The 17,439-nt window shown below is 42.7% G+C and carries 23 protein-coding genes and 2 pseudogenes; 3 read left to right on the forward strand and 22 right to left on the reverse strand.

Going from position 1 to position 17,439, the window contains the following annotated elements; translation table 11 throughout:
- Nucleotides 1-38 precede the first annotated feature (38 nt).
- The 16 genes and pseudogenes from ACZ5ZV_RS10225 to ACZ5ZV_RS10300 all read right to left on the reverse strand — a co-directional run.
- Nucleotides 39-335: pseudogene (locus ACZ5ZV_RS10225) on the reverse strand (tyrosine-type recombinase/integrase); the annotation flags it as partial.
- Nucleotides 336-388: 53 nt separating this feature from the next.
- Nucleotides 389-973 (reverse strand): hypothetical protein, encoded by a 585-nt coding sequence (locus ACZ5ZV_RS10230; RefSeq protein ID WP_464121339.1) that lies wholly within the window; start codon nucleotides 971-973, stop codon nucleotides 389-391.
- An 807-nt stretch (nucleotides 974-1,780) separates the two neighbouring features.
- Entirely contained in the window at nucleotides 1,781-2,383 is a 603-nt protein-coding gene (locus ACZ5ZV_RS10235) for an RHS repeat-associated core domain-containing protein (RefSeq protein ID WP_464121340.1), read from the reverse strand.
- A gap of 89 nt (nucleotides 2,384-2,472) precedes the next feature.
- Nucleotides 2,473-2,862, reverse strand: coding sequence for a hypothetical protein (locus tag ACZ5ZV_RS10240; protein ID WP_464121341.1), 390 nt, complete (start codon nucleotides 2,860-2,862; stop codon nucleotides 2,473-2,475).
- A complete protein-coding gene (locus ACZ5ZV_RS10245) occupies nucleotides 2,850-3,128 on the reverse strand; it encodes a DUF4329 domain-containing protein (RefSeq protein WP_464121410.1) in 279 nt (92 codons plus the stop codon). Before ACZ5ZV_RS10245 ends, ACZ5ZV_RS10240 begins: the two co-directional genes overlap by 13 nt.
- A 41-nt stretch (nucleotides 3,129-3,169) precedes the next feature.
- A complete protein-coding gene (locus tag ACZ5ZV_RS10250) occupies nucleotides 3,170-3,301 on the reverse strand; it encodes a hypothetical protein (protein ID WP_464121342.1) in 132 nt (43 codons plus the stop codon).
- A 371-nt stretch (nucleotides 3,302-3,672) separates the two neighbouring features.
- The gene (locus ACZ5ZV_RS10255; protein ID WP_464121343.1) at nucleotides 3,673-4,176 is read right to left on the reverse strand and encodes a hypothetical protein; all 504 of its coding nucleotides are present in this window, start codon (nucleotides 4,174-4,176) and stop codon (nucleotides 3,673-3,675) included.
- 152 nt (nucleotides 4,177-4,328) lie between these two features.
- Complete coding sequence (locus ACZ5ZV_RS10260; RefSeq protein WP_464121344.1) at nucleotides 4,329-4,931, reverse strand: hypothetical protein; 603 nt, start codon at nucleotides 4,929-4,931, stop codon at nucleotides 4,329-4,331.
- Nucleotides 4,932-5,300 carry a hypothetical protein gene (locus ACZ5ZV_RS10265; RefSeq protein ID WP_464121345.1) on the reverse strand — a complete coding sequence of 123 codons (369 nt, stop codon included), beginning with the start codon at nucleotides 5,298-5,300 and terminating at the stop codon, nucleotides 4,932-4,934.
- A 124-nt stretch (nucleotides 5,301-5,424) separates the two neighbouring features.
- Complete coding sequence (locus ACZ5ZV_RS10270) at nucleotides 5,425-5,793, reverse strand: hypothetical protein (RefSeq protein ID WP_464121346.1); 369 nt, start codon at nucleotides 5,791-5,793, stop codon at nucleotides 5,425-5,427.
- A gap of 19 nt (nucleotides 5,794-5,812) precedes the next feature.
- Entirely contained in the window at nucleotides 5,813-6,232 is a 420-nt protein-coding gene (locus tag ACZ5ZV_RS10275) for a hypothetical protein (protein ID WP_464121443.1), read from the reverse strand.
- 6 nt (nucleotides 6,233-6,238) lie between these two features.
- Nucleotides 6,239-6,457 (reverse strand): annotated as a pseudogene (locus ACZ5ZV_RS10280) (hypothetical protein); the annotation flags it as partial.
- A gap of 59 nt (nucleotides 6,458-6,516) precedes the next feature.
- Entirely contained in the window at nucleotides 6,517-7,437 is a 921-nt protein-coding gene (locus ACZ5ZV_RS10285; protein ID WP_464121347.1) for a hypothetical protein, read from the reverse strand.
- Nucleotides 7,438-7,447: 10 nt separating this feature from the next.
- Nucleotides 7,448-7,750, reverse strand: a complete 303-nt coding sequence (locus ACZ5ZV_RS10290; protein WP_464121348.1) for a helix-turn-helix domain-containing protein — start codon at nucleotides 7,748-7,750, stop codon at nucleotides 7,448-7,450.
- A 63-nt stretch (nucleotides 7,751-7,813) separates the two neighbouring features.
- Nucleotides 7,814-8,197: a hypothetical protein gene (locus ACZ5ZV_RS10295; RefSeq protein WP_464121349.1), complete on the reverse strand. Its 384-nt coding sequence runs from the start codon at nucleotides 8,195-8,197 to the stop codon at nucleotides 7,814-7,816.
- 52 nt (nucleotides 8,198-8,249) lie between these two features.
- Nucleotides 8,250-8,897 carry a recombinase family protein gene (locus tag ACZ5ZV_RS10300; RefSeq protein WP_464121350.1) on the reverse strand — a complete coding sequence of 216 codons (648 nt, stop codon included), beginning with the start codon at nucleotides 8,895-8,897 and terminating at the stop codon, nucleotides 8,250-8,252.
- A gap of 90 nt (nucleotides 8,898-8,987) precedes the next feature.
- On the opposite strand from ACZ5ZV_RS10300, the gene ACZ5ZV_RS10305 reads away from it, so the two are divergent.
- Nucleotides 8,988-9,188 (forward strand): hypothetical protein, encoded by a 201-nt coding sequence (locus tag ACZ5ZV_RS10305; protein WP_464121351.1) that lies wholly within the window; start codon nucleotides 8,988-8,990, stop codon nucleotides 9,186-9,188.
- A 166-nt stretch (nucleotides 9,189-9,354) separates the two neighbouring features.
- Here ACZ5ZV_RS10305 and ACZ5ZV_RS10310 read toward each other — a convergent pair whose 3' ends face one another.
- The 3 genes from ACZ5ZV_RS10310 to ACZ5ZV_RS10320 all read right to left on the reverse strand — a co-directional run bounded on the left by ACZ5ZV_RS10310 (nucleotide 9,355) and on the right by ACZ5ZV_RS10320 (nucleotide 12,470).
- Nucleotides 9,355-10,377 (reverse strand): tyrosine-type recombinase/integrase, encoded by a 1,023-nt coding sequence (locus ACZ5ZV_RS10310; RefSeq protein ID WP_464121352.1) that lies wholly within the window; start codon nucleotides 10,375-10,377, stop codon nucleotides 9,355-9,357.
- A 315-nt stretch (nucleotides 10,378-10,692) separates the two neighbouring features.
- Nucleotides 10,693-11,007: a hypothetical protein gene (locus ACZ5ZV_RS10315; RefSeq protein ID WP_464121353.1), complete on the reverse strand. Its 315-nt coding sequence runs from the start codon at nucleotides 11,005-11,007 to the stop codon at nucleotides 10,693-10,695.
- A gap of 20 nt (nucleotides 11,008-11,027) precedes the next feature.
- Entirely contained in the window at nucleotides 11,028-12,470 is a 1,443-nt protein-coding gene (locus tag ACZ5ZV_RS10320) for an RHS repeat domain-containing protein (RefSeq protein WP_464121354.1), read from the reverse strand.
- A 138-nt stretch (nucleotides 12,471-12,608) separates the two neighbouring features.
- Between ACZ5ZV_RS10320 and istA the strand changes: the two genes are divergently transcribed.
- Nucleotides 12,609-14,225 carry an IS21 family transposase gene (gene istA, locus ACZ5ZV_RS10325; RefSeq protein WP_464117241.1) on the forward strand — a complete coding sequence of 539 codons (1,617 nt, stop codon included), beginning with the start codon at nucleotides 12,609-12,611 and terminating at the stop codon, nucleotides 14,223-14,225.
- A 14-nt stretch (nucleotides 14,226-14,239) separates the two neighbouring features.
- Nucleotides 14,240-14,989 carry an IS21-like element helper ATPase IstB gene (gene istB, locus ACZ5ZV_RS10330; RefSeq protein ID WP_464117240.1) on the forward strand — a complete coding sequence of 250 codons (750 nt, stop codon included), beginning with the start codon at nucleotides 14,240-14,242 and terminating at the stop codon, nucleotides 14,987-14,989.
- A 268-nt stretch (nucleotides 14,990-15,257) separates the two neighbouring features.
- Here istB and tnpC read toward each other — a convergent pair whose 3' ends face one another.
- The 3 genes from tnpC to ACZ5ZV_RS10345 are packed head-to-tail and all read right to left on the reverse strand — an operon-like array spanning nucleotide 15,258 to nucleotide 17,427.
- Nucleotides 15,258-16,814: an IS66 family transposase gene (tnpC, locus tag ACZ5ZV_RS10335; protein WP_464118795.1), complete on the reverse strand. Its 1,557-nt coding sequence runs from the start codon at nucleotides 16,812-16,814 to the stop codon at nucleotides 15,258-15,260.
- A complete protein-coding gene (gene tnpB, locus ACZ5ZV_RS10340) occupies nucleotides 16,814-17,227 on the reverse strand; it encodes an IS66 family insertion sequence element accessory protein TnpB (protein WP_464118794.1) in 414 nt (137 codons plus the stop codon). The genes tnpC and tnpB overlap by 1 nt, the downstream gene beginning before the upstream one ends.
- The gene (locus tag ACZ5ZV_RS10345; protein ID WP_464121355.1) at nucleotides 17,218-17,427 is read right to left on the reverse strand and encodes a hypothetical protein; all 210 of its coding nucleotides are present in this window, start codon (nucleotides 17,425-17,427) and stop codon (nucleotides 17,218-17,220) included. The genes tnpB and ACZ5ZV_RS10345 overlap by 10 nt, the downstream gene beginning before the upstream one ends.
- Nucleotides 17,428-17,439 lie beyond the last annotated feature (12 nt).

Raw genomic sequence — 17,439 nt, forward strand, 5'->3', positions numbered from 1 at the left:
CAAAAATCAGGTGGTCAAAGTATCTGAAACGAACCCGGTCAAACTAAGTGAAACGGAACAATGTTTCCGCCTTGCCGCAAATAATGATACGCAAATGCGTGTCTGAATCCATGATTGTTCCAATACTTGGGGAAGTTTATTTTATTACGAATCTTCGAGAACTGTTTGCGGTACTTTGCCATGTCCCAACCAAGTCCATCTCTTTGGTCTACAAACACATGCTCGGAAACTCTGGGATGCCCTTTTAAAAACTCAATGAGGTGGGCTGAAACGTGAATCAAGCGGCCTTCTCCATTTTTAGATTCAAGAATTTCCACTGTTCCCATATTTAAATCGAATTGTGACCATTTTAATTTTAGAGCCTCACCTAGGCGACACCCAGTTTGAACTAAGAAATAAACACCGGGTACACCTGAGGCCGACTAATCTCCAATATCTTTGCTATAAGCTCCTTGATTTCGTCCTCCGATAAATGGACTCTTTCTCGCAGAGCAGGCCCTTTCTTTATTTTGACCTTGTCCAAAGGGTTTTCCCTGATGATATTTTGGTCGATTAGATACAAGAAGAACTGGTTCAACGCTGATTTTATGTTTGGCAAAGTCCTTTGTGCATATCCACGCTCCTTTTGAACCTTTGAAAACCATTCCGCGAGATTCATTTTATTTAAGTCTGAAACTGCCATTTGCCCGAATGTTTCGACAAATGAATTATAAAAAGGAAGGCCCCGAGTGACCATTTTAGCTTTGGGATACAATTGCAAATAAGCGTCTAAAAATTGTTTCGTCGGCAGATGAGAATATCCAGTTATGACATCCGTAATAAACTGCGCATGAATCTTACGCTTGAAATCGTTGGCTTCGTTCAGCATCTTGTACTTATTCCCAATCCGCTTATTGCTGAACGGGTTCGTGTAAGATGCCTGATAGCCTCCGTTCTTAAGTTTGTATATTGAAACCTCAACCTCTTCTTGCATGGTAAACCTCCCGAGACCATTACGGTCGCCCCATTGCTCCGTTTTTGTTGCCTCATATACTCCGTGTATCTTTTTTTGAGGGCACACCACAATATGCAAAAGTTCGACAGTGGCCCATACAAATCCGAAAGAAAAGCGCATCAGTAAAATAACGATGTTCTTTAAGGGAGTGATTGAAAAACGGTCGTGCCTAATTTTGAGACTTGTGATTTTTGCCTTCGATTTTTAAAAACAAAAACCCAGAACTTTTTTAGAATTCTGGGTTCGTTTTAGGCACGGGATTTGTTACTCAAGAAAAGTCCCGTATGAATTGTCACTAATGGATTCCAAAAGAAGTCATAAATGACCAGCTTAAGTTTAATGTGATAAATAATGTTAATATCAAGCGAGCATACTTAACGTCTTGATTTGACTTCAATTGTAAGCTCCAAAAGAAACACAAAATTTGAACAAGGGAAAAAGCGACAATACTTGAGACATAAAAATTTAACGAAGTGAACTGGAGCGCAATTTCCCTCGAGCTTATTAACCACCAATATCCCGTGACAGCGCTAATCAAATTAAAGGCTATGGCCATCTTGGAAGATATTTGAGCCGAAAAGACTCCAATCAAAAGCCAGATAATTAGGCCTAGGACGCAGGCGAAAATCAACGGATGAATACCAAGACCAGAAATAAGAAGAACGTAGATGGGTAAAATGCAATACCCACCCTTTTCAATACAAAATGCCGAGAAACCTATAAGTCCTGCGACTATGCACAATAGACCAAGTACCTTTAATTGACTTTTCCGCTCAAGAGCCATCATTACAACCCACTCCCATTTAAAATCACATCTCCGACAAACTGCTGACAGTTATTATTCAACAGATGATACGGCTGAGAGTATCTTTTTTTCGCGTATTCCTTCATTCTATTCTCGACGGTTTCGCCAACCTTTATATTTTTACTACAAGTTGCACCAGCTCCAGACTCGTTCAGCTGGGTTCCTGGCCCCGTTATAGGATTGATTCCCGAGTTACCATAAGAAGCAGTTGAACCATCTTCAAACTGGATATACTGATGAGACAATGTAGGGTCCATGCTTTGCAAACTCGAACCTCCTACCACATTCAAAGGTCGTGAGCAAATTTGGTACAGACCAAATGGGTCGATAAAGTTTACCGGGTCATTTTGCACGTACCCGAAGAGGTTTGTATCTCCTCCGTTGAAAAGAATTGGGTCTTTAGAAGTCCAGCGACCTACTTCGGGGCCGTAGTCTCTCGCTCCGAACCTAACAAGCCCTGTATCGGGATCATACAGACCTCCAGCAAAACCAAAAGGCAGATATCCTGGATTAGTGTCTTCAGTAACGCGACCAAATTCATCGTGGTTCATTCTTTGAGCAATAGAACCGTCAGATTGCTTCACGACCAATCTCGGTGATCCCAAATGGTCTGAGATTTCTATATTTTATGCCCGAGGCATTCATATAATTCGGGCACGTGGGTATAAGTCTCCTATTCAATAGGAAGGTCAGGACAGCCATCTACGGGGAGAATGACCTCGTAAGAATCCTTATTGTCCTTCAATACGACTGGAAAGGTATAGACCTTACCGACCTCATAATAACGGGGCAGACCTTTTCCAAAATGAACTTCCGTTGCGTTCAATTCAGTTTTCTTTAGGTCGCCTTTGACATATCGCTCAATGCGAAGCTTCAGCACAAAAATGTTCTCATCCTTTGAAATGGGCGTTCGGCTTATGATTTTCCCACGAACGACCACAGGAAAATCATTTATTAATTCTGCCATTGTCCTTGCCTTCAAACACTTAGTAGCGATTGCGACAGAAGAACAAAAACTAAGGATAATAATTAGAATTGCTGAATTTGAAATCATCTTGGACATGTTAGTCCCTTTTTAATTCGGCCGCCAGTATTCATTTGTATGGAGCCGCCCGGTGTACCTAGGTATCCGCTCAATCCACTGAGAGCATCACCGAGCATGTCGGCCGGTGAAAAATTCCCATTGTCATATCTTCGATCGTATCCACCATGCGTATGGTAGCTCGCACTCCCATCGGCAGGTACGGGTCCAATGTTTACCCCAGCGGGACCTCCCTTAATTGGATTTGTCGCTGTATAGGAACCATCGGGATTTCTAACGGAGGATATTTATTTTTTCTTCAGTCGTAACAATTAAATTTAAGGGCTGATCACCACGGCAGGTAAGAGTATCCCGTCATCACGTGGGTTATAAACTGAGCATGATTTTTTCTTTTGAAATCGTTGGCTTCGTTCAGCATCTTGAACTTATTACGAATCCGCTTCTTACTGAATGGATTCATATATGATGCCTGATAGCCTCCATTCTTTAGTTTATAAATTGAAATTCGACCTCCTCTTTCATAACACCCTCCCGAGGCCATTGCCGTCGCACCATTGCTCCGTGCTTGAAGCCTCATATTCTCCGTGTATCTTTTTTCAAAGAGACTCCGCAATATGCAAAAGTTTGACAGTGGCCTCATACAAATCTGAATGAAGAGCGCAAGGGTAAAATAGATGTGTTCTTTAAAGGAGTGATTGAAAAACACTCCTGCCTAAGTTTGAGATTTATTATTTTTGCCTTCGATTAAAAAAACAAAAACCCAGAACTTTTTAGAATTCTGGGTTTGTTTTAGGCACGGGATTTGTGACTTTGTTCGTTGCCTATTAAGATTTAGACAGGTGGAGTATGGTTTCGCTTTCTATCAATTCTCGGAATATAGTTTCCACCTTCTGCATCCCACCAAAAGAAAACCGCTGCATCCTGCGACTCTTTCAAGGCATTTGCCTCTGGAATATCGAGATTAAATGATAAAGCTGCCATGGGGACTGGAGCAGATGCCCCGACTACTTTCCCATAAACCTCAATCGAATATTTTCCTATTTGAAAATCGTAAGTTGCATTGTCTTCCAGAGGGGTAAAATGGTGATTTGCTTCGTACCCTTGTGGCCCGACGAATATGCCTGAGCCAGGCACTAGCTCTCTACTTTCTCCATGAGCCCAATATTGAAACTTACGAACATCGCCTTCTCTGCTAATTTTGAGATACATGCTCTCTACGGCTCTGCCAGATTTGCTAGTACAATACAAAAGCACACGCATATAAATTTTGGGACATGCAACTGACAATCCCTCTCGTGGAATTATTGCGAATATATTTGGATGATTCATTTTCACCTTTCCCTTATGGAAAAAAGTGAACCATGCAGTCGTAGCAGAAATACAAATTGCTATAATCGAAATAAGTAGGGTCACTTCCATTAGTCACTGACCTTAATATTTTTCTCCACCCTTAAATGATTCAAAGTTACATCTGAAGATTGCATTCTTTAGACATCCTCCTCAAAAAAAGGAGTTTCTTCAGGAATTATATCACCGTCAAAGACAGTTATAGCTGCGTTCATAGCTTCTTGTAGCGATAAACCACGCTGAACAATCACTTTTTCTCGACCTTCGGGATGAAGCTGAACAAACTTAAATATGCGGTATTTCTTTTTATCATCGCCAGAGACGAATCCTTTTAAAAAACGACCAATTTCTAAACGAAACAACTCCGAATCTTTGTAGGGTCGTTTAAAAAATCCGCTCCCAATACTTGCCTGCAATGCTGTTTGATAGGCCATACCACTCAATGGAAGACCAAGAGCCTCTTTAGAAATGAGAAACTTCAAATATTCGTCATCATCCATCCATTTAGCCCAATCAATTGTTTTGGGCCTTCCCGCATCTCCTGGCATGTGAATGATAACGTCACTAAGTTCACTAAGAATGTCGCCTAAAAGACTTTTTTCTTCAGGAAGCATTAAATCCTGATATAGCATTTCGGCTTTTTTCCATTCAGAATCAAAAGCCTCCCAAGCAATCTTTTCATCCTTAAAATTAAAATGTCGAGAAATAATCATTTGAAACGCTACCGTTACACTCGCATTCATTTATTTCCCCCACGGCCAATGTTTAACAACCCCAGGAATATCAATATGAGGCACTGAAGAGCCGCCTGGTCTAATCGGATGAACATCTGCCCGGATAATATTTTTAGATTGGCCCGGCAGAGGGCTATTTCGATACAAACCAACACCGCCCCCTCCCGAGTTCGGATAACTTCTATATTGTATAGAGGTATCAGTTGCTTTGCAAACTCCACCCCCAGCAGTCCATCCTCCCGCCACAGCTAGAGGAACCCCTATCATTTCAGCCTGAGCAGCTCCGGGTGTATCCGTATCAGTAGCATAGAAAACTCCAGCCAAAACACCCAAAATCAATGGCAATGGGAATTTTCCTTCTGGGTCGATAAAGTTCACGGGGTCATTTTGCACGTACCCAAATTTGAGCAGATCGTGCCAGCGATTCAAATTTTATTGAATTTTTTGGCACGACCCAGGCCCGGATTCCCTGGAGGGAAATGAATCGTTGGCACGACTAAAACTATTCGGACACTTCCAACTTTTCATCTTCAACTGTCCATCCATTTCCCGCATTCTTAAGCGAGAGATATACAGTGCCTGATTTATCAGCTCCTTCAACTACCATATTAAATTTTGCTGTCCAGATACCGGCAGCATATCTTCTCTGGAAATTTGAAAAGCCAAGTCTAGTGGCCTTTATCTCTCCAAGGTCCGCGATGAGCTTAGGATTTGAAGTCACATAATTTCGGGAAAACTCAAAAACATCGCTATTTAAAAGACTCACGTAACCCCAGGTCCACATCAAAAGGGCGACTAATATACCGACCAAGGCATAATATCTGATGTCTTTCTTCGTGAATCTAAGCAGGCCGATTTTTCTCTCGTTCATCTGTAACCTCGTAAAAGTTCTAGTGAAAAATTACCTCAAATCCACCACTTACACCAGCACCCACTCCGATGCTAGGTGTAATCGAGCCAGAGACACCCGGAGGATTGTAGTATGGCCCATTTGACTGAGAATATCCCGAGCTTGTTCCGATGACTCCTTCTAGCGGACCAAAGTTAGCAGATGCCTCTGCATAGGTTCCCGTAGAAACTCCTTTAGGAGGGCATGTTCCACCACCATCAGGACTGCTTCCATTCTTGTCCCAGCTAATACCAGCGCCCACACCAATTCCACCGCGAATTGATCCAAAGTAACCACCGCCATTTGGATTTTTACCAATCGTAATACTTCCGCCGGCTCCAGGGAAAAAACTAATTGAGATAGACCACAAACCCATCGGATCAATAAAATTCACTGGATCATTGGCAACATACCCATACAAATTAGTATCCCCACCATTAAATAGGATCGGATCCTTACTCGTCCATCTCCCAACCTCCGGATCATAATCGCGTGCTCCAAAGCGAACAAGCTGTGTATACAGCTTGAAACTCCGCTGTCTATTGTGATGACACCTCAGTCTGTTTTCGATTTTAGGATACTTCCAAGACCAAAATCTTTCCAGTCTAGAACAAGAGTTAGGAGCGAAATGATTTTTCCATGGCACGCTTTAGACACGCACCTTTTTAACAAGCTGGCATTTTTCACAACAAATTCTCCGTGCCATTACTTAGCGCACATTGAAGAAGACCATTCTTGACCAGATTTTGATTTGTACTTTTTCTTGAAACTTTCAAGTTGCTGTCTTGAGTGCTGAAGATGTTTTCCACTTTCATACATTGTGCTCTTATCAACGAATCCGCTAATCTTGGCAGCCTCTTTCTCGTCATTAAGTGATTTCTCAGCAAGCTGAATTATCGTATTGTGGCGGCAAGCACTTTGCCTAAGACCTTCTGCGGACTCAGCAAGCTCAATATTGGCCGTTTGTTTTTCAGAAAACTCCAAATCCTGTCGTTCTTCTTCATCTTTTCTTATTATATCAAGTTTTGCATGAGCCTCTTTAAGACGAGACTCCCTGATAGCTTTTAAGAAGCCTTCGGCTCCAACGCTTTCTATCTTTTTCGAGGAGATTGCATCTTCGATTACAAATGTACCTAATGGCGAACAAGCTGGCCTTTGAGGGCTATCGCCACAGGGACCAGAGCCAATACCTCGATAATATGTCTTGTGGTTGTATTTAGAATTATACTGATAATCCCATTTTCCACTCACTTTGGCTGTATTGACAGCTTTGAGACAATCAATGGACCTCTTTATCTCTTGTGAGTTTTTGGCATCGGTCACTGAGCCGCAGGCTTCCTCAAGCTTTGAGGGCAATGATTCAAATTCGCCGATATATTCCAATAGAATGAATTTTGGAAAATATGTTGTCTCGGGAGACCAACCAAACATTGATAGCTCATAAGTTACCAATCCATCATCTTCACGCAAACTTTGTAAAATCTGCCGAGCTTTATCAAATTCCTGCGACAGCATCGCTGTTTTTATTTCTTCAATTTGCTTTGTATTCTCGCTATCAGGTTTTCTAGGAGCCAAAGCACAGGCTGATAAATTTAAAAGAGCTAAAACTGCTAGAATAGACTTCACAAACACCTCGTTACTTTTGAATCTTTTCAATCAGAAGCCGATACCGTCGTTCTCCATCTGCAAACTCTGAAGAAAACAGAATGTCGGATTTTGATTGGTCTTCTCGGGTATTAAAAAGGAGCATAGAAATCGGGATTTCCAAATAATTTGAAAGAGTTTGAATGTGGTGAAGGTTTTTAGCACTCGGCAAAACCCCATTGACCCAACCATGCAAAACTGAAAGAGGTATACCGCAACGGCGAGACAGAGAGTTCAGAGACTCATTCCTGCTTTTTAATTGTCGTTTAAGGACTTCCTTTAACTGCACCTTCATACCTCTACCTTGAATGTTCATTCAGGTTGTGGGGAGTCCAACTTCAATTAACCGAATACCTATTCAGTTCACTGAATGAATTCCAACCCATGAGGCCAATAACTCTTTACTGAGCTTTTCTTCAACAACGACAAGATTTGGAAAAGACAGTTCATACACACAAAGGTCTTCGTCTGAAAACAGAAGAAATCTGACCTCTGGATGCCTTTTAATAAGAGCCCGCAACAAATTCAGACGGGTTGTTTTAAAATCCATGAGATTCAAACAAGAGCCATCAACGACAACTGTTTTAAAGTGCTCCATGCTTGATAAGGCTTCTACCAAAAAGACAGAGAACTGCGAGGCAACTGTCACAAATCCCAAAGATTCATCTTTGATATGAAATGCTAAACTTGACCTCGCCAAAATCAAGGCACTTTGGGAAAAGCTCTTGTCCGCTATTTTCATATCGAGACCTCGATGGGACCCAAGGCCCAGAATAAATTTGACCGGGAGGGGTTCATAAATCTGAAGCTTTCTGACCGGGCAAAAGCAGGTCTTCGTCTTCAGTCTTTTCAACTATTTGGAGCTTTGATTTTTTAAGGGTATTATGAACGGCGGTTTTGGAGACATTCAGTATCTTTGCTATCTGGGATAGAGAATAGCCTTCTCCTTTTAGTTTTTGGACTCGGGAAACATCCACAACCTGGGGTCTTCCTAAGCGAACCCCTCGCTTTTTTGCTTGGGCAAGGCCAGCAACCACACGAGCTTTTATTAAAGAGGCCTCAAACTCACCAAGACATCCAAGAACTTGTAAAGTTAATCGACCGACAGGAGTTGTGAGGTCTATTTGGTCTCTTAGAGCAACAAACTCAACCCCAAGATCTTGAAATTCTGAAATAGTGACCAACAAATCCTTTAACGAGCGAAAGAATCTATCAAGCTTCCAAACACAAACCACATCAAAGCGCCGAAGCCTCGCATCTTGCATAAGCTGTTTAAGATCAGCTCTGTTTCCATTCGTTCCTGTGGCCTTGTCGGCATAGACCTGAAAAAGTATCCATCCGCGATTTTCCACGAACTGCAATAGTTCGTCTCTCTGCATATCCGTGCTTTGGTCCTGCGTTGATACCCTCAAATAGACGGCTACTCTTTTAGTCTTTTCCATCAATTCAAATATAACGCAATATGTAAGTATTTGTAAGTAACTAGAAGTATCTGCCTTGATTTTATACGAAAATCTGCCGAAATTGATTGTATGGCAAAATACGACATACCAGCCAGACCTCAACCACGCAGAAAATACACGGCAGGAGCTAAAGAAGTTCTTTCCATAAGAGCACCCAAGAGCTTGAAGAAACGGCTTTCTGATATTGCAAACACAAAAGGTTACAGCCTAGCAGAGTTGATGGAAGTGGCACTTGACCAGTTTTGTCAGCACGTGGATACAGAGAAATAAGTTTCCCAATGTTTCCCGTGGAAACAAAAAATGTGTTTCCAAATGTTTCCATGGAAACATTCATGCCGTATCTGGATGTTTCTATAGAAACGTGTACGCACATTTCGGATTGTTTCGGGCGAAACGTCTTTCACCCTTTTGGGCCCAAACTCATCATCATAGATGTCTAAAAATTGTAAGGACAGGTCTTCTCGACATCCTTTGCGGCTATTTTTCCGTAAAGGTCGACTGTCATTTCAAGCCAGCGATGCCCTAAGAGGGCTTGGAGATGCTTGATGTTTCCGCCTTGTCTTAGATAGTGATATGCAAAAGCGTGTCGGAACCCATGGTTGTTCCAATATTTCGGGAAATTGATTTTATTGCGGACCTTGGCAAACTGTTTGCGGTACTTTGCCATGTCCCATCCCAAACCGTCTCTTTGGTCCACGAATACATACTCAGAGTCTTTTGGATGATTGCTTAGAAACTCAATGAGTTGCATGGAAACATGGATGAGGCGACCTTCGCCATTCTTGGATTCCAGGATTTCTACAGTTCCCATGTTTAAATCAACTTGAGACCATTTGAGCTTTAAAGCTTCTCCGAGACGGCACCCAGTCTGAACCAGAAAATAGACAACTGGATACACTTGGTTACGGCTGATAGATTTTATTTTTTCCAGAAGTTCTCTGATTTCCTCTTCGGATAAATGAACTCTTTCTCTCAATGCCGGTCCTTTTTTGATTTTGACCTTATCCAAGGGGTTTTCCCTGATAATATTTTGGTCCATAAGATACAAAAAGAACTGGTTCATTGCTGACTTTATATTGGGTAGTGTTCTTTGGGCATATCCACGTTCCTTTTGAATCTTAGAAAACCATTCGGTCAAATTTGTTTTATTAAGGTCCAAAACCGCCATTTGCCCAAAGGTTTCTACAAATGAATTATAAAAAGGAAGACCGCGAGTGACCATTTTTGCTTTTGGATACAACTGCAAGTAGGCATCCAAAAACTGCTTAGTCGGCAGATGGGAATATCCAGTCATTACGTCCGTAATAAACTGAGCATGAATCTTCCTCTTGAAATCATTGGCCTCACTCAGCATCTTAAATTTGTTGCGAATGCGCTTATTGCTGAACGGATTTGTGTATGATGCCTGATAGCCTCCGTTCTTGAGCTTATATATTGAAACCTCAACCTCTTCTTTCATAGTAACCCTCCCGAGACTATCACGGTCGCAACATTGCTCCGTTCTCATTGCCTCATGCTCTCCGTTTATCTTTTTTCGAGGGCACTCCACAATATGCAAAAGTTTGACAGTGGCCTCATACAAATCCGAATAAAAAGCGCAAGAGTAAAATAGAGATGTTCTTAAAGGGAGTGATTGAAAAACGGTCGTGCCTAATTTTGAGACTCGTGATTTCTGCATAGGTTTTTTAGAAAATAAAAACCCAGAACTTTTTTAAGGTTCTGGGTTGATTTGGGCACGGGATTTGTGATTCTGCCCACAAGCCATGGCACAGTATTATTTTGAATTCATTTTTATATCTTTAGGCCAAACCAACTTGCCCTTCTTTTCTAGCCAATAAGTCAGAATCGCAAGAACAATTCCGAGATATGGCCCAATCATGAAAATTCCGATATGGATTTCAGGCAATCTGCTTTTTTGTATCAGTATCGGCATGAAAAGCGACGAAGAGAGAACTCCGATTATCAGTATCAACCTAATCAGTAAATCGAATAGTCCTGTGTATTCCTTACGCAAATGGTTCACCGCGAATTTATAACCACAAAACATGGTGACCATTGCCCCGATATTAATTGCTATTACTTCAAGCATAACGACCTCAAAATTCATTTTTATCTAATCATGGGAGAAAATAAAGGACTGTAATTGCGGGTCTGGTCCAAAGTTCCTCCAAATACTTCCGCAAACCCCGAAGCTCCTCCTTCAACAACTGCTGCTCCCGTCCTTCCGCAAGCCATTGCTCCAGCTGCCTGCACGCCAACTGCTGAACCAAAACCCGAAAAGACAGCCGCTCCAAGATTCAAATTCATATAAGGCTGGTCTGTCAGAACATTTCCAAATACTTGACCAACAAGGCTTGATGCAACACCACCTGCAAAGGCTCCGGCAGCGGATGAGGCAAAAGGATTTAAAAACCCAACAACAGCACCAGCAGCTCCTCCAGCTAAAGCAGCAGGGATTGTTCCCCCAGAAATATACCCCCCAACCATACCCGAAATAAAGCCCGAGGCGACCCCTGCAATCCCAAACTTTCCAGAAGGGTCGATGAAATTTACGGGGTCATTGAACGTGTAACCATACAAATTTGACTGTCCCCCGTTAAATAAGATGGGGTCTTTTGAAGTCCATCTACCCACTTCGGGGTCGTAGTCGCGTACTCCGAACCGAACGAGCCCTGTTTCGGGATCATACAGACCTCCAGCAAAACCAAAAGGCAGATATCCTGGATTAGTGTCTTCAGTAACGCGACCAAATTCATCGTGGTTCATTCTTTGAGCAATAGAACCGTCAGATTGCTTCACGACCAATCTCGGTGATCCCAAATGGTCTGAGATAATTCTATATTTTACGCCCGAGGCAATCATATAATCCGGAACATTGCTTTTAGAGCCATACACAAAACGTTTCGTGATGGTCCCTGCGGAATTCAATTCCGCTGCGATCCTATACTGATCCATATAAATCCAACGTTTTTGCACAACTCCATTCACCCGTTTTGCTATGCGGCGATTTAGCCCATCAATATCATAGGCGATAGTAGTAGATGGCGGGATCGTCACTTGTCTAAGATTGCCGAAAGCATCGTAGGCATAGGTGGTGGTTTGGCTTGTCGTATTATTGGTCTTTGAAAGCAAGTCTCCGTTTGCATTATATACAAACGACCAAGTATTGTAGGTAATAAGACGATCCTGATCATCGTAAACACCAGTTGTTGGCTGTGCTCCTATATTGCCCCCCACTCGATTACTATTAAAATCATATATATACGACGATAACAAGACTGAGTTCTTATCCGTTTCGACGAGTCGACCCGCATCATCATATAGGTACTCGAACTCTTCAGAGATGGAATTCATAACTTGATTCTTGCCAACGACACGCCCCACTCCATCTCGATCCAAAGAATATTCGTACAAAGTGGTAGCTCCTCTTTTGGCGATATAACCCACAACCTCCCCGTAACTATTATAACTATAAGTATCTGTCATTTGTGAGCTACCCGACCCTGTCCAATCCCACGTAGTTTGACCGGTTTCAAGGGGGGCAAATCCCACGTAAGTGGACCGGCTTTGGGGGAAGTAAATCCCACCTAATTTGACCGGGCAATTGCTTACGTTTTCAGCACATTTTCTCCATCTGATCCCATGCGCTAAGCTGCTGGTTTAACAACCAGACTACAGCAAGGAATACGCATGCGGAAACTCAGAAAAAAGGACTTGGAGAAAATCACAGTGGACCGAAAAATCGTCGAAGGCCTTCGCGAAGGACACTCACTCACCGCACTGACTAAATCAACTGGTAAAGGCAAAGGTTACGTCATAAAAATCCGCGACCAGGCGATAGAGCATGGCTATGTAGCCGTCGCAAACCCAGAGAAGAAAATCTACTGCAAAACCTCAAAAGAAATCCCACCTTACCCAGAGGCGCTGTTTCCGCTGCGCGATGGTCGCAGCGAGAAGGCCATTGAAACGGATGCCATCTTAGATCCCAAGCGCGAATGGATCAAGGAGCGCATTGAACTTGGCTGGAGTCCGCAAAGTATTTTTGAAGAGCTTCCGCTCTCTGTCCCGCGATCTAACTTCTACCGCTACATTCACCGCCACAAACTTATGCGATCCGCACCTGCGCGCAATGTGATGGAGCTTGTTCACTCACCGGGGGAATGTCTGCAGGTGGACTGGGGAAAGCTCTTTGACGTCGTCGATCCTGTCACAAAAAAGAAAAAAACAATTTGGATTTTCGTTGGCGTTCTTGGGCATTCTCGTTACGAGATGGCCCGAGTTGTAGAGAAACTCGACTTTGAAACAACTGCCGAAGTTTTAATAAGCATGTTTGAGGAACTTGGCGGAGTCCCTCGTAAAGTGACTTCTGATAATCCCAAAGTCTTTGTTCATGAGGCATCAAAGCACGAGCCGACGTTGAACCCGGCCTTTGAAAGACTGGCCTCGCACTACGGGTTCGTTGTCGAGGCATTGCCGCCTTATTCTCCAGAGAAAAAAGGCAAAGTGGAGCGAATGGTTCCAATGAAGCGTCGCCTTTTTGAATCCTACGATAAGTCCCAATATTCACTGAGCGGCGCACAGTCACACATGAATAAAAAGATGAGTATCGCCAATGAGAGAAAGCACGGGACTCACCTACAAAAACCTTTGGATGTGTTTCTTAACGATGAAGCCTCGTTGTTAAAGCCTCTTCCTTTATTACGCTACGAAGTGGAAACCATCACTCGCTCAACAGTGAGGTCTGATGGTTATGTTCGCTTTGCAAACAAGTACTACCGAGTAGACACAAGACTCAAAGGCGAAATAGCTTTGGTGATTGGTAATTCAGTTCAAGTAAGTATCTACTGCAACGGTCGACTGTTAGAAGTTTACGAGCGCATCCAAGATAAATTCACAAGTAAAGCCTGTAAAGATCATTACAAGGAGTCTTGGGAGAAGACTCTTCAAGATCATGGTCACTATCTGAAGCAAGCAAAAATTATCGGCGTCAATGTTGAGCGCTTTGTAGGAATTATTTTGGCTCGAGGCGAAGGTTTTGTTGATACACGCAGCGTATGGGGTCTTCTGACGCTGAACAAGAAGTACAGCAATGCCGACATCGACAAGGCCTGCCTTTCAGCGCTGGAGTTATCACAGGTAAATTTAAAAACAGTTCATCAACTATTGAATATTATGGCAAAGCCAAAACCCAAAGCTCCTCGTCATGAGGAGGTTTTATCCGCGCAGACGGTGGGAGGTAAGTTTGCGCGCGACATGAGTGAGTATAAAAACCATTTACGTCTGGTTCATAGCAACCAGGCCCACTGAAAGGAAAGACAGTTATGACAATAGATGTGATACGCGATCAGTTAAAGCAGTTACGAATGCCCGCGGCATCCGCAGAGATCGAGGGTTTAGTTCAAAAAGGAAAACGCAGCCAGGATCTTAAGTGGCTCAGTGAGCTTCTATCCACGGAATTAGATGCAAGGGCAGATAACGCCGTAGAAAAAAGGATTAAGAAAGCGGAGTTCCCAGAGCGAAGAAGCTTTGAGCAGTTCAATTGGGATTTCAATAAAAAACTCCCGCGCGAAAAAATCGAGGATCTGAAAGATTTAAAGTTTATCGAGAACAACGAAATTGCATTGTTTTTGGGAAGTCCCGGCACGGGCAAGAGTCATCTTGCGATTGCTCTTGGGATGAGCGCTGCGCAGGCTGGTCACAGTGTTTTTTGTACGAGTGTAAAAAGACTTGGGACAAAGATCCGTAAAGCGCGCGAGAACAATAAGCTCGATGTTTTATTCAAACAAATTCTAACATCAAAGCTATGGATCTTGGATGACTGGGGCGTCGTAACAATGCCACGAGACGTGAGTGAGGAGATCTTCGATTTATTTGATCGACGCAAGCACAATTCGGCTATGATCTTAACCAGCAACCGCGACGTTGAAGAATGGCCACAAGTTTTTACCGATCCGATCCTGGCAAGTGCTGCCATCGACAGGATGTTCGAGAATGCCCATATTTGCATTTTTGAAGGCCCCAGTCACCGCATGAAGGGACGAATAACTTTCAACGATATTGACAGCGAGTAGAAAGACCAATAAACCCTCAAAAATCAGGTGGTCAAAGTATCTGAAACGAACCCGGTCAAACTAAGTGAAACGGAACACCCGACCCCAAAGATGTGCCTACTAGTAAGCCATTAGGATAGGTATAGGTGAAATTTAGATCCCCGGCTTTTTTAATATGGAGATCATCGTCATATTGATAGGAGATAGTAGAAGAGGATAAAGGACTGTCGACAACATCACTATCCATCAAATATGCCGTAGAAATTGTGTGAACCCTGCGTAATACGCGCTATTGACGAAGAGCCCGAGCATGTGCCAATGGCGTGGGCGGAGCTTTTCCCGCAGCGACTAAATGCAGAGCCATCGACAAATAACTTCGCGGATCAAGGTCATTCTTTTTACAAGATTCAATTACAGTGAAAAGTGTGGCGGCGGTATCTGCGCCAGCGTGATTTCCAGATCCGTAATAATTCTTTCTTCCGACTACAGCATGACGGATCGTACGTTCGGCCTCATTGTTTGAAAGAGGAATACGGTTATCATTTAAGAACAACATAAATCCGGCCCACCTTTCTGTGAGATACTCTATAGCCTTTCTTTTCTGACTGCCAGGGCGTGAATTTGAGTACTCTCCTATGAGATTTTTATGAAGACCCTCGGTAATCAACTGACTTTTCTCTTTTCGTAGCCGCAAAAGGTCTTCAAAAGAGGAAGCCTCTCTTTCAATTTCAAATAATCGATCAATATCATCTAAGATTGGTTTTACTGTTGGATCGTGGTCTTCAATTTTTATAAATTCTCTGCGTGCATGTGCCCAACAGAATGCTTGGGGAATTTCTAATTTCGCTAGTATGTTGTATCCAACATAACCATCAGTAACGACAGGTCCACTGTATCCACTCAAAAAATCCTTAACAACTTGTCCTGATCTGGTGGGCTTAAAACAATAATGACTACCGTAACGATTGCTTACCACCCACATGTAGCCATCTTTTTCAGTCTTATCTTGGATTTTCCAAGGGGTTTCATCCAGGTGTAAGGCAAGATCGCTTGATTTCAATTCTTTGAGAATTTCAGCTTGTACAGGTTCAAGACTAGCAGCTGCAAGTCCAGACAATCTTGAGAGAGTACTATTTTGGATCCCTTTTAAACCCAGCGATTCCATTTCTCGGGTCTGTCTTTCTAAGGGCATGTGGCTGATATATTTATCAGCCACAACACTGATAACAAAGTCAGTTGAATAGTTCATTCCTGGCAATAGGCCCGAAGGGCCATTGGCAGTGATAATAACTTCTTTATCTGAGTCTGGAATGAACTTTGGATCCAGTTTATATTTATACTTCTTGTGGATTTCTTTGACATAGGATCTTTCAATGATTTGTATTTGAAAAGATTCATCATAAAGACCCGTATTTTTCCACATTGATGGATGTGGATTGTCGATACCACGAAGTTTTGCTTCTTCATTAAGTTCGTCATCTGAAAGATGGTGCGCAACTTCGCAGCTAGGTAAACCTGACCATTTATTTTTCTTTTGCTCTTCACGTGACACTTCAGCAGGGAACGCCGCTTGGCTGAATAACATAGCCTCGGTTTGGCTTTTGTCACGAGGACGATCTGTGGCTTCAGCTCGTTTTTCAGTGGATTTACCAAAAATACTTCTACGGAGCAGCTTTATACGCTCATCTAGGTTGAATTTAGACTGCAGGCTAAGCGCTTGCTCCTCTTGAAGTTTGGCAACTAATAGTTTTTGCTGTGCAATGAACTCGAGAGCTTGCGACAGAAGTGCCTGCAATATGCGGGGATCTTTTTCGCTTTCAATAATTTTTCGAGTTCTTTCATCCATCAGCCGGGAGTTTGTAAAAACCCTTGCGGAAGATCAACAGCTTCCCTTTGCGTCACTGGGATTTGTGGCGCTAAAGCTGCCATAGAGCGGTCAACAATAGGTGTTCTGATCACACTTCCGTGGAAAATCAGCTTTAATTCTGACAAACTGACCTCCGATCGCCCCAATAGTTCGGCCAAAGACATAAAGTTCCCTTTTTCCATACGTTTTGAAATCAGTACCAGCCCTGTCCCATCATAGAAAATAGCTTTGATGCGCTTACGGTTTTTCCCGAAGAACAAATACACATGTCCCTGATCCATAATCGCCTGCATTTGATGGACACATAAAGAATGTAATCTTTCAAAACCACACCGCATGTCGATACTTTCGCGATATACAAATGCCCGAAGCCCCTTGCGGTCTAAAAACATGATTTACCTCGCTGAAGTTCAAGGATGGTTTTTACGGCAATAGATTCTGGTATCTCTAAAATATATCCTTCTGGAGTTCTAACCGTCACAGTTAGACCCAGATTAGTTTTTTCTTCTAATGAAGGTCCAACTGTGACAGTTGGACCTGGTTGGACTGTTAATGCATGAAAGTCAGATTTAATATTTTTCTTGGGCTTCAATTGACCTTCCCC

This window comes from Bdellovibrio sp. HAGR004, from assembly GCF_055397015.1.